Source organism: Actinoplanes sp. ATCC 53533, from assembly GCF_003947245.1.
This window is the reverse complement of record NZ_QHHV01000274.1, coordinates 1-11,924: the sequence shown is the minus strand read 5'-3', so window position 1 is coordinate 11,924 and position 11,924 is coordinate 1. Positions and strand designations below refer to the sequence as shown.

Below are 11,924 nucleotides of genomic sequence, written 5' to 3'. Positions count from 1 at the left end.
TGTCACCACGCGTCGACTTGTCACTCCAGTACGACTTGGTGGGATTCTTACGGCTGACGTGCGTCCAGATCTCCTTGCCGCCGTTGAATCCCGGATCGATCGAGACCGGATACACCGTGGCGGGATCGGTCAGCATCTGCTGCGACGGCACGACCGTCAGCGACGCACCGTCCAGGTGCACCGGCAGATCCTCGACTCGACGGGGCTCCGGGTCCTGCGGCAGACTCACTGCCGCCGGATCGGCCTTCAGCGCCCGCATCCGCTGCGATGGCGCCAAGCCGGGCGTCTGCGGTTTGTCCCACATTCGGGCGCCGTCAGAAACGAAAACCGGGTCTCCCGACGGCGTCGCCGCTCGGATGAAGCCGTCGGCGTCACGCTGCATGACAACGCCCTGCGTGGCCAGACCGAACCGCAGCCGCTGCAACGCGTCATTGCGCGCCGCCGCCGGGGTCTTGACGAGCAAGACCTCACTGAACGAGTCGACGTGCGCGGTAAGCTGCAGGTCAACGCCGGGCAGCACCTCCGAATACGTCGCCGTGTCGCCCGACAGCACCGGCACGGGCAGCGTGCCCGGCCAGGACATCCCCAGCGAGCGCCCGTCCCGCGTCACCGTCAGCAGCGGACCGTCGCCGCCGTTGGAGAACCGGACGTCCAAGGTCGTCGCCTCAGGAACCACGACACCATCGGCAACCTTTAGATCCGGGTTCACCGCTACCCAGCCCGTGCCGCGGCGCACTCGAATCGGAGACGCGTAGGTCTTGGTGTTCAGGGTGCCGTCAGGCAGCGCGAACGTCTCCGACGACTCGGTCCGCTCCCCGAGAATCTCGACCGGCAAACGGTACTTCCACGCTAGATGCATCGCCGTGGCCTCGTCGACGGCTTCCGTCGGATCCGCCGCGCGAACGACGGCCAGCAGCGGCGCAGCTAAGGCCGGCTGAGCAACGAAAGCCCCAGCGGCCGCAGTGAGCAGCCCTACCACTGCAACCGCCAGCGGACGAACGAAAGAGCCCTTGGACGGACCAAGATGGCGGCCCGTCGGCCGCCCGCCGTGCGTCATCGATATTCCCCCGTGTAGTTGCCGCTGCTTCCGAGGACTCGATACTCCCCGACAAGATCACCGACGCGCCACACGATATAGAGGACGAACTATCGCGCGCAAGGCCGATCGTCACTACGTGATGCCATTGCGTGACAACGCCGCGTGAGTGCCCAGCTCAACCCAGTGGTCGGTCTTATCGGATGGAAGACGGCAGCACCGCAGAGACAGATGCGGACGCCGTCGCGGCGCGCAGGCCCAGTGCCCCCGCTGCACGACGGAAGAGCTGCGTGATTTGGCCTGCCAACCTACGACCAAATGTTGTCTCGCAGCGGATGGAGATGCCCGCCGCGCGGACAAGGCCCCTGTCGCCCAGGTTCGCGGTCATGTTGGTGTCGCCGTTCAGACGAGTGCGGGGCATAAATGTCGATGGAGTACCGGTACGCTCGCCCGCGTCGATCGCCGTATCACCAACACCATGACTTGAGAGAGCAATCGTGACTGCACGCCTGCCGAGCGTCCTCCTCGCCGCGCTGTTGACCGCCGGGTCCGGATCGGGCGGTGCCGTGATCGCATCGGCGCCGGTCGACCAACTGCGCGGGCCCGATGCGACGCTGGTCGCCCGTGTCGAGCCGACCACACCGGTGGAGACAGCTACGCTGGTCATCGGTCTGGCACCGGGCACGGACGCCGCCGCCGTGCTGACGCGGCTGGGCCCTTCGGTGATCGATGAGCAGCCGATCGCGGGCCTGGCGGCCATCGTGATCCGGGTGCCCGCACCCCAGCGCACGGCCACCCTGGCCGCGTTGCGGGCAGACCCGGCGGTGCGCTACGCGGAATCCGACAGCACGGCCTACGGCATGGCGGTTCCCGACCCCGAGGATCCGCTGCGCACTGACGGCACCGATGGCTTCGCCGTGAACCGGATTCCGGCAGCGTGGTCGTGGAGCACCGGCGCGGCCGACGTCACGGTCGCCGTCCTGGACAGCGGCGTCAGCCCGAACGCTGACCTCGACGACGGCCGGGTGCTGCCGGGCCACGACTTCGTCAACGACGATGACGACGCCACAGACGACCACGGCCACGGCACGATGATCGCCGGCACGATCGCCGGGAAGGCCGGCAACGGTGTCGGCGGCGCCGGCGTCTGTTGGCAGTGCAAGGTCCTCCCGGTCAAGGTGCTGCGCCCGACCGACACCGGCGGGACCTCCGGCAGCTACGCCGACATCGCCGCCGGCCTGGTGTGGGCCGCCGACCACGGTGCCGACATCATCAATGTCTCGCTCGGCGGTGCCAGCGACAGCCAGGTGATCCGGGACGCGGTGGCCCACGCCGTCGACGCGGGTGCACTCGTCGTGGCGGCGGCCGGCGACAAGAGGGTGACGACCCGCATGTATCCGGCCGCGATCGAGCCGGTGATCGCGGTCGGCGGCACCGACGAGAAGGGCAAGCCGCTGCCGAGTTCGAACACCAATCCGGCTCAGGACCCGTGGATCGATCTGGTGGCGCACGGGGCCCGGCGCGGGCTCGACCACACCGGCAAGGAGACCGGTTGGACGGGAAGCTCGACCGCGACCCCACTGGTCAGCGGTGCCGCAGCGCTCGCCCTGGCGCTTCGCCCGCAGGCCACTGCCACCCAGGTACGCGCCGCGCTGCTCGATGGCTCCGATCCCGCCGACCCGGCGTGGCGCGGTGCCCGCAGGCTCGACGCCGGCAAGGTGACCCGTCTGGTGGGGCCGGCGGACACCGAGCCACCGGTGGTCGAACAGACTGGCATGTCCCTCGACGGCACGACCCTGTGCCACTGCCCTAGAAGGTTTCAGCCCCGAGTCACCGACAACCGCGATGTCGTCCGCGCCGAAATCGTCGTCGGCGGCAAGGTCGTCGCCACGTCCACCACCGCCAGTCTGTCCATGGCATGGTCGCCGACCATGCTCAACGGAGCCGTCGCCGTGACCGTGCGCGTCTACGACAGCTCCGGCAACGTGGGAACCCGGACGGACACCGGCGACTTCGATACCAGCCTGTCCGCGGCCTTCGTGACCCCGGTCCCGTACCAGGTGGTCGACGGTCACACGCCGGTCACCATCAGCGGTGACCCCGACATCGCCAAAATCGTCGTGCACGGCCACACCATCGACACCACCGGCGAAGGCCCGTGGACCACGACCGTCGACTTCAGCACCTCCCAGACCGGCAAGTGGGAATACCTCGTCGCGTACATCACCGACCGGGCGGGCAACGAGTACGTGCTGACCGAATACGTCGGCATCGACCACGACACGCCTGCCATCACTCTCGACCCCCGGCAGTTTCCCAAGATTCTGCACGGCCCGCTGCGGTTCACTCCGAGCGTGACCGACTCCAGCCTCGTCCAGTTGACCCTGCTCGTCGACGGCAAAGAGGTCGCTCGCACCGACCGGCACCACAACATCCTCGACTGGCCCGCCGCGGCGAAACTCACCGGGAAGCGCACCCTCACCTTCCGCGGCACCGACGAGGCCGGACACACCAGCGAGGTCACCCGCACCGTCACCCTCGACAACACCGGCCCGACGGTCCGCTCGGTCGCCCCCGGCGACAAGGCACTGCGCCGCGGCACGTTCACCGCCACCGCCACCGCAGTCAGCGACCCCGCCGGCATCAGCCAGGTCGACCTGTACGCCAACGGCGCCTACGTCGGCTCCGACAACCGCGCGCCGTACGCCATCTCCGTGCCCACCGGCCGCCGCAACGGCCGCGTCACCCTGCTCTGGGCGATCTATGACATGGTCGGCAACAAGACAAACATCACCCGCAGCATCACCGTCGACAACAAGGCACCCACCGTAACCATCACCAACGCACCGAAGAACGAGGCGAAGGTCAAGGGCACAGTCAAGGTCGTCGTATCCGCGAAAGACACCGCCGGAATGGCCCGCGTCGAACTCCTCGTCAACAACAAGATCGTCGCCACCGACAAAACCGCCCCGTACACCCTCCGCGTCGCCACGACCAAACAGAAGAAGGCCATGACCGTACGAGTGCGTGGCTACGACAAACCCGGCAACGCGACGACCACCGCACCCCGCACCTGGCGCCGACGCTGACGCGACGCGCCTGAACCCGGTTCAGAGCCCCAAGGAGACCGAAGTGACGAGCAGGTCCAGACACACGCGGTCGGCTTGATCGGTGCGACCCAGCTGAACGTGCGCCTGCTGCGCCGCTGGCCACCTCAGCAGATCATGGGTGTCTCGCTGCTGGCCGGCCTTGGCTTTGGCGTCGGACCGGTCGCCATGGCCATCGTCGTCTTCGGCGGCATGCTGGCCGCCACCGTGGTCTGCTTCCTGGTCGTCCAACCCCACCGCCTCCCAGCCGAGCAACCGCAACCGGTCGCATCCCTCGCACATTATGAAAGTGCCTGCTGCATGACGGCGGTTGATCGGCGACGCTGATCAGCCGCCGTTGCGGTTTGGGTGGCGCACCGCCGTGCTGGGCCGAGAGAAGCGGAACGCGGGTGGACGAGGCAGTGGTCCCCGTCAGCAATCCCTCGTCGTCCAGCCGGATCACGTGAGCGCGTTCCACTTCGGAACCGGCTCGATCGCGGACTACAACCCTGTGGGTGCCGAAAAACTCATCCAGGGCCCTGACCTGGGCGCTGCTTGAGGGCCTCCCCGACGGGAACGGTCCGCAGATGAACCTGTTCAAGTTCTGAGACTCGTTTTCTGAACGTGTTCAGGTAAATCGCGGGTACCGATCGAGGTTGGACGCGTAGTGCCAGGTCAAAGCCGCGATCGAGTTTTCGGCACCCACAGGGTCCGGGTGAAGCGCGATACTACACAACCATCCTAAGGGCTGCGCGTGAGGCCGGCCTGAGGTTGTATGTTACGTCCGGCATTGCGGAAGAAGTTGAGCGGCATTTAAACCTGGCGTTTGCATTTTCGCGAACTGAGACATCGAAGTGGAGGTCAACGGTACCTTTCATCTACAGCGCATTTGCGCTTTCTGGACAGGCTCGGTCTGATTTCTACAAGTGGGCAGAGACGTTCCGGGGATCGGAGGAACCAGTTGCGGACATCCTCGAATATCTAGAGGAAGACCACGGCATCGAACATAGAGACCTGACTGCCGAGGTGGCCGAAGCGGACGGAACGCTGCTCAAGAGCGCGATTCAGGAAATCTGGCTGGAAGCCCACGAGCGCCGTCGCCGCCCAGGAACCGAGTACGATTTAGACTCCGCCACAAAACTGAAGCTAGCCAATCACGACGTCGAGACAACACTTGGCGTAATCCAACGTAGGGCACGCTCGGCGTTGTTCCCGGTTGGATATCACGCATGGCTGCTCACACTCGACTCAGTCGCCTTCCGCCTGTCAGATAAGCTGACAGAGTGGCTAGGCGCAGATGCGCCGAAGTCACCGGTCATGAGTCCGGACTTCATGTCTCAATACCTAAGGCTCGGCCCACTGCGCACAGCGCTAGAGCGAGAACTATGGGCCAACCTACCCATAATCACCGACGTCTCCCGGTTCGATTTCATGCCGAAGTCTCTAATTACGGAAGCCGACAAACTTCGTTCAGAGCTAAGCGAAGTCAGCGACAAAGTGGCGAGTCGGCGAATTCGAGACACGCTTAACCGAATGAAGCGGAGCATTGGACCTGAAGCGGTTGGTGGCGCCCGGCTGATGGAGGAACGTGTGATCGACGCGATTCGGAAGCATCCCTTTCGAGCGGGTGACAATGCTTCGTCCGGGTGATTCGCAGCGACCCGTCAACTCGTCGGTCGAACGACGCAAAAATAGATGATGCCGGGTGAGCGGAATTATTCGGTCGCGAGCCGAGGCCGGCAGGATAGCCTCTCATTCCAGCCCGACGCGGAAGCCGACCGTTGCGCCTGAAGATCGTTCGCTGACGCATATTTCAGCGTCTTATGGCTCGTCGTCGCGATAACCCATGTTCTCGTAGTCGATGTCGCTGGGCTCAAAGTCCCAGTCTTCGCGCGGTATGTCAACATGTGCGTAGCGTTTAGCGCGCTCGAAGAGTGCTTTGACTTCGACTAACCCGAAAACACTCTCGTGGTTCGACGGACGAAATCCTAGGAACAGTCCGCCGCCTAGTAGTTTCTCGATGCTGGGGTTCTTCCACTTTGTGTTGGCGGGATCGCGCCAGGCTGCCTGTACCGCTCGGAAATGCGGTCGGGCTAAGCTGCCTGCGAGTATTCGCTGATCAGTCCGTTGAGGACTTTTCTGCGGCGGACCCGCGCGGAGGCAAGGTCGACGACGGCAGGCGAGGTGTCCACGGCGCCGGGTGGGCGTTGATCCCGGCTCTGATGCGGCCGGTGCTCGTTATAGTGCTCGACGAACTCAGCCAGGACGGCCAGCAGGTGCCGCGGGTTGTAGATCAGCATCCGGTCCAGACACTCGCGGCGGACCGTGCGCACCCACCGTTCCGCGTATGCGTTCGCCCGCGGTGCCTGCGGTGGACTGCGCAGGACTTCGATGCCTTGACTGCTGAACACCGCGTCGAACATGGCGGTGTACTTGGTGTCCCGGTCGCGGATCAGGAACCGGAACTGCGCGGTCCGCTCCCCCAGCTCCAGCATCAGGTTGCGGGCCTGCTGAGCCACCCACTGTCCGTTCGGATGGGTCGTCGCGCCGAGGATGTGCACCCGACGGGTAGCGATCTCCATCAGGAACAACACGTAGACACGATTCAACCCGATCGTGTCGACGTGCAGGAAATCGCAGGCCAGGATCCCCTTGGCCTGCGCGCTCAGAAACTGCGTCCAGGTCGGCCCAGACCGCCGCGGTGCCGGATCCACCCCGGCGTTGGCCAGGATGGACCACACGGTGCTGGCCGCCACCCGGTAGCCCAGGCCGACCAACTCGCCCTGGATCCGGCGATGGCCCCAGCCTGGATTCTCCTTCGCCAGGCGCAGCACCAGCGTCCGGATCTCCGTCCGTACCGGCGGACGGCCCGGCCGGCGCCGGGGATAAGTCCATTTCCGGGCGATCAAGTTGCGGTGCCAGCGCAGCAACGTGGATGGGGCAACCATGAACGTTGCCCACCGCAGTCGGGGCAAGAGCTGGGCCAGGGCCGAGAGCACCGCACGGTCGGATGGCTCCAGATCCAGGCGCTTGACCTGGCGACGCAGCACCGCGACCTGGTGACGAAGGACCAGGATCTCGATCTCCTTCGCCCGCTCGCCACGCAGGCCCAGCACGATCAACTGCAGCACCTGACGTAGGACCAGGTAACCGAACGACACGACCATGCCGGACAGCCTGCCTCCCACCGAGCAACCGGCAACGCACAGAACCGCAGGTCAACCTCCGAAACCCTGTTTTCGAGCGGTACAAGCTCAGCCAGACCATCGCGGACTGCGACGCCAAGATCGAGCGCTACCGGGCCACGCTCGATGCCGGTGGAGACCCCGCCCTCGTCGCCGGCTGGATCCGCGAGACCTCTACCGCGCGGGCGACCGCTGCCGCCGCGCTACGCCTCAGCGCGGCACCGCCCCAGCGGCTCAACGAAGATCAGATCGCGGCGATCGTCGACGGGCTCGGCAGCCTTCTCGGCGTCCTCCGCGAGGCTGACCCGCGCGACAAGGCGGAGCTGTACAGCCGTATCGGCCTGCGGATGACCTACAAGCCGGGCCTGAAGACACTGAAGGCCGAGGTCGTCAGTTCCGACCTCGGCCGTGTGCTTAATGTGTGTCCGGAGGGGGACTTGAACCCCCAAGGTCAATGGGCCGCTGACCTGGGATAACACTATCTGTCCGGGTATGGGACCGTCAAGTTCGTGGCTCAGTGTGGCTGGTTGTGGCCGTAGCGCTCATGTGGTGTTCCCGCCGGGAACATCGATGATCTTGCTGAGGTAGACGCCGCCGTGAACCACCGGCCCTGGCCGCCCGATCGGATCGACGTGCGCCGCGCGGCTGCCTCGACCTTGGTCTGCGATGCGGCTGGACGCACGAGCAGCGTCCAGCCGGGATCTTGCTGATCCTCGCCTACCGGCGGTCCCGCCAGGTAGGGGCGAGCGGCAGCCAGTGACTGCGCGTAGTTCCTGATAGGGGCGCCGCTGCTCACTACTTTGCCGAGAAGAGTGCGTTGCGGAAGGCCGCTACCAAATGATCATACCCCCGCCTACCGTTTTGGCACGCTCTATCGCGTTCTGCATATTGGTAAGGTAATGGAGGATGCGGTCCCGATCGTATCCAGTCATGGCGGATAAATGGTCGACGTTCTCAGCCAGGAGTGTGCATTCCTGCCCGAACGCGCCAAGTCGGTCGGGCGGAACCTGAAGGTTGCCGCGGTTTTCCTCCGTTATGTCGGCGAGTTGCGGCAGAAACGTCGCGCCGAGGCTCCGGGCGGCCGCCGAACCCCAGATCTTGTAACGAAAGCTCTCAGCTCCTACTCCAGTACTGCTGCCTGGCGGGTCCTCGACACCTCTCCGGCCGGCGTAGGCGTCGCCGTCCGGTACCCATACTGAAATTTCGAGGCTCATCCCACACTCCCACCCTGCCTTGAATGACGGCCTCCTGGAGCAGGTGAAGGGAATCGACCCGGTCCTGTACCGTGCCAGAACTTGTCGCACCCACGGTGAGCTGGGAGTTCCCGGTTCACGGTAACGATCAACGGTGTGTTGATCCGGCTGGTCTACCTGATGATGATCCGGCTCGTCGGTGCTCTCGGACTGCTGATCCGAAACGACACCGCTGTGCTGGCCGAGGTCCTCACCCTGCGTCATGAGGTGGCGGTGCTGCGGCGACAACTGAACGGCCGGCCGCGGCTGTCCTGGCCGGACCGGGCCATCCTGTCCGCCCTGGCCCGGCTACTACCCACAGTGATCCGAGCCCACCGGCTGGTCACCCCGGCAACCCTGCTGGCCTGGCACCGGCGGCTACTCCGCCGCCACTGGACCCACCCGCGCAAGGCAGGCCGGCCACCGGTCAACGACGAGATCCGAGACCTGGTCCGATGCCTCGCACACGACAACCCGCGGTGGGGGCACCGACGGGTGCGCCGTGAGGCGCTGATTGATCGAGTGGGGGTGAGAGACCGCCACCGGCGTCCTGTCGTGGCAGGGCGCTGAAGTTGGGGGCAGCCTGATCCGGGAGGTGCCGGTGAGGGTGGCAAGCGGCCCTGACAAAGCCGGGGCGTGGCCAGCACCGTCAGATGGTTGCGGGTCCGGCGAGCGTGTCGGAGAGGTGTACGTGAGGAACCGGTGTGTGAAGCCTCCTAAGACGTCCCACCAGCTCTAACCTGACGGATTTGGGCTGGGAGCGGTGCGTGCCCGCCTGTGGTTGGGGTGGGCAACTTCCGGGTCGGTTACGACGGTCGGCTCGGGAGGCCACGGTGAAGGTCCACGGCGTAGCCGTGGCGATGCCGCGGGGGTATAGCCGGGCACCTCCTTCGACGAGCGTGCTAGCGGACACTGAAAAATGGCTCTGGCACGAAGTTCGTGATTCCGTCCCGTCTGCGTCGTGACGGTTACTCGGCGAGGACGACGCGGAGCCGGAGGAGGTCGAAGTTCGCACGGCCGTACATCTGCCTTTTGATCGTTTTCAATCGACAGACGTTGCCCTCTACAGCACCGCTGCTGTAAGGCAGGGTGAGGCCGTTGCGTACGGCGTCGTAGTCCTTGATGAGGCCGGTGGCGAAGCCGGCCAGGTGCGCGACGCCGCTTTGCTTGGCCTGGGCGATCCAGGTGTCCAGGTGCTGGCCCTGGAGTTGGCGCAGCATACCGGCGAAGTCACTGACCAGCCGGTCGACGGTGCGCAGGCTGTCACAGCGCTCGAGGATGCGGTCCAAGCCGCGCTGCTCGTCTTCGGTGCGCTCGCCGGCGGGGCGGATGATCCAGCCGGTCACTTCTCGGGGTTTCGGCGCGATCGCGGTCACGGCGGTCGGTTTGATCGTGCCGTCGCGCCAGGTCTGCAGCAGTCGGCGGACCGTGCGGGCGCTGCCGCGGTAGCCGCGTTCGCGTAGCTCGGTGGTCAGCCGGACCGCGTTGGTGCAGCCCTGTTCCCATCGGGAGACGAGGTAGGCGGTGTGCTCGTCGAGATCTTTCGGCCGGGGGATGGTCTCGGTGAGCAGTTCATCCGCGGTCGCCGCGCGTAGGTAGCGGCGCACCGTCTTGCCGTCGAGGTTCAACGCGCGGCTGATCGCGGTGGTGCCGATGCCGGTGGTGTGCAGGGCGTGGATCTCGGCGTGGCGTTGTCGGGTCACCTCGGCCCGGCGGCCCGGCTCACCCTCGGTGGACGGGCGCGGCTGCGCGACGGCCTCGGCCTCGGACCGATCCTTGAGGCAGGCGCGGTGGGCACGCACGACCCGGTCGACCGCCTTGGTGAGGTTCTGCAACAGGTGGAAACGGTCGGCGACCTGGGTCGCGTCCGGCGCGCCCAGCCGGGCGCCCTCGGCATACCCGCTGGCCCTATCGCGACAAATCACCTGAGCACCAGGGTGGGCGCGCAGCCATTCAGCGAAGGTGTCGCCGTGGCGATCGGGCAGCAGGTCGACAGGCCGGCCGGTGTCCATGTCGACGATGATCGTGCCGTAGGTGTTGCCCTTGCGAAACGCGAAATCGTCGACCCCGACCACCGCGATCGTGCCGGGCGCGGGCACCGGCAGCGCCCGGGCCAGCCGCAACATGGTGGTGCGGGACACCTCGACGGCCAGCAGGCGGGTCATCCGCGCGCCCGGCCGGCCACCCAACACCAAAGCGATCTTCTCCAGGACACCGCGCAACAGCGGAGTCCGGCGGGCATACGGTGTGGTCAACTGCGGCACCTGCTCGACGAAGGTCCGCCGCTGGCAGGCGGCGTTGTCGCAGAAGAACCTGCGGACCCGCACACGCAACAGGGTCGGCCTGCCGCCGATCGCCGGGTCGGCCAGGACACGCTGGTAGCGGCTATGCACTCGCGCCGACCGCGACTCACAGGCAGGGCACCCCGCATCGGCAGCCGAAACGTCAGCTTCCAGCCAGACCGACCGCCCCTCGGCACGCACGTGCCGGATCCGCAGGGTCGCCAAGTGAGGCAGCAGCCTCTCCAAACCATGATCATCACACCGTGAACATGATCATCCATAGTGGATCATTGCCGGCGGCCGGGGTCGAGACGATCCCGGCTTTCACCAACTTCGTGCCAGAGCCACATCACGATGGCCCTTGACAAACCGCCGGGCCAAGGTAGAGCCGTTGCAGGCGCTCGGCAAGAAGCCACGGCCGAGTTGACCGGGCACGGCCAGTGCCGGTGGGGTGTCCGCCGGCGCAGGCTGGTACCAGCATGTCGGCGGATGTGCCGGCAGCAGCCAACGCCGGTACGACCTCGGCGTATCCCCGCGCAATGAGAAGAGCTGACACCCGAGGAGGTGCCGTGTTCACCACCATCGCCTGGGCCACGGACGGTTCTGCCTCCGCATCCGAGGCGCTGCCCCTCGCGGAAGGTCTCGCGCGGGCCACCGGCAGAACGCTGACGATCATCTATGTCCAGGAGGTCACGATCAGTAGGTCCGGCTTCCTGGCCGAGGACGGCAGGCCCGTGCTGGCCTCACTTCACCGCATGGTTCGACGATTGCAAGACGACGGCGTCCAGGCCACCGTCGTGTCGTCCAAAGCCACCACCCGTGACGTTCCGCGCACAATTCTGGAGCTTGCCGAAGCCGCTGCCGCTGACGTGCTCGTCATCGGCAACCGCGGGCATGGATCACTGATCAACCTCATGCTCGGCAGTGTCGCCGCTCGTCTGCTCCAGGTCACGTCGTTGCCGATCATCACGGTGCCGTCACGGTCGACGGCGGCAACGCCGCTCACCGACGCCGATGTCGCGGCGGTTTCAACGCGGTCCAGGTTTTAGCCAGGGCAGCCTACGTCGCCGGATCCGAGACCGGATCACCGAAGCGATCGGCCC

At 66.0% G+C, this 11,924-nt stretch carries 8 protein-coding genes and 1 pseudogene; 5 read left to right on the top strand and 4 right to left on the bottom strand.

The genetic code is table 11. The features are described from left to right. Positions 1–1,057, bottom strand: a pseudogene (locus DMB66_RS53045) (hypothetical protein); the annotation flags it as partial. Between the two features lie 476 nt (positions 1,058–1,533). Here DMB66_RS53045 and DMB66_RS53040 point away from each other — a divergent pair. The 3 genes from DMB66_RS53040 (at position 1,534) to DMB66_RS53030 (ending at position 5,772) form a co-directional block, all read left to right on the top strand. Beyond that, positions 1,534–4,125 carry a S8 family serine peptidase gene (locus tag DMB66_RS53040; RefSeq protein WP_125811662.1) on the top strand — a complete coding sequence of 864 codons (2,592 nt, stop codon included), beginning with the start codon at positions 1,534–1,536 and terminating at the stop codon, positions 4,123–4,125. Between the two features lie 75 nt (positions 4,126–4,200). Next, on the top strand, positions 4,201–4,470 hold the full coding sequence (locus DMB66_RS53035; RefSeq protein ID WP_305027827.1) for a hypothetical protein: 270 nt from the start codon (positions 4,201–4,203) through the stop codon (positions 4,468–4,470). A gap of 423 nt (positions 4,471–4,893) precedes the next feature. Then, entirely contained in the window at positions 4,894–5,772 is an 879-nt protein-coding gene (locus tag DMB66_RS53030; protein WP_125811661.1) for a hypothetical protein, read from the top strand. 443 nt (positions 5,773–6,215) lie between these two features. On the opposite strand, the gene DMB66_RS53025 is transcribed toward DMB66_RS53030, so the two are convergent. Both DMB66_RS53025 and DMB66_RS53020 read right to left on the bottom strand, forming a co-directional pair. Continuing rightward, on the bottom strand, positions 6,216–7,289 hold the full coding sequence (locus DMB66_RS53025; protein WP_125811660.1) for an integrase core domain-containing protein: 1,074 nt from the start codon (positions 7,287–7,289) through the stop codon (positions 6,216–6,218). A gap of 848 nt (positions 7,290–8,137) precedes the next feature. After that, positions 8,138–8,521, bottom strand: coding sequence for a hypothetical protein (locus tag DMB66_RS53020; RefSeq protein WP_233625475.1), 384 nt, complete (start codon positions 8,519–8,521; stop codon positions 8,138–8,140). Positions 8,522–8,656: 135 nt separating this feature from the next. Between DMB66_RS53020 and DMB66_RS64890 the strand changes: the two genes are divergently transcribed. After that, positions 8,657–9,109: a hypothetical protein gene (locus tag DMB66_RS64890; RefSeq protein ID WP_233625474.1), complete on the top strand. Its 453-nt coding sequence runs from the start codon at positions 8,657–8,659 to the stop codon at positions 9,107–9,109. Positions 9,110–9,507: 398 nt separating this feature from the next. On the opposite strand, the gene DMB66_RS53010 is transcribed toward DMB66_RS64890, so the two are convergent. After that, complete coding sequence (locus DMB66_RS53010; RefSeq protein ID WP_233625476.1) at positions 9,508–11,022, bottom strand: ISL3 family transposase; 1,515 nt, start codon at positions 11,020–11,022, stop codon at positions 9,508–9,510. A gap of 368 nt (positions 11,023–11,390) precedes the next feature. Between DMB66_RS53010 and DMB66_RS53005 the strand changes: the two genes are divergently transcribed. Next, on the top strand, positions 11,391–11,870 hold the full coding sequence (locus tag DMB66_RS53005; RefSeq protein ID WP_158647656.1) for a universal stress protein: 480 nt from the start codon (positions 11,391–11,393) through the stop codon (positions 11,868–11,870). The last annotated feature ends 54 nt before the right edge of the window (positions 11,871–11,924 follow it).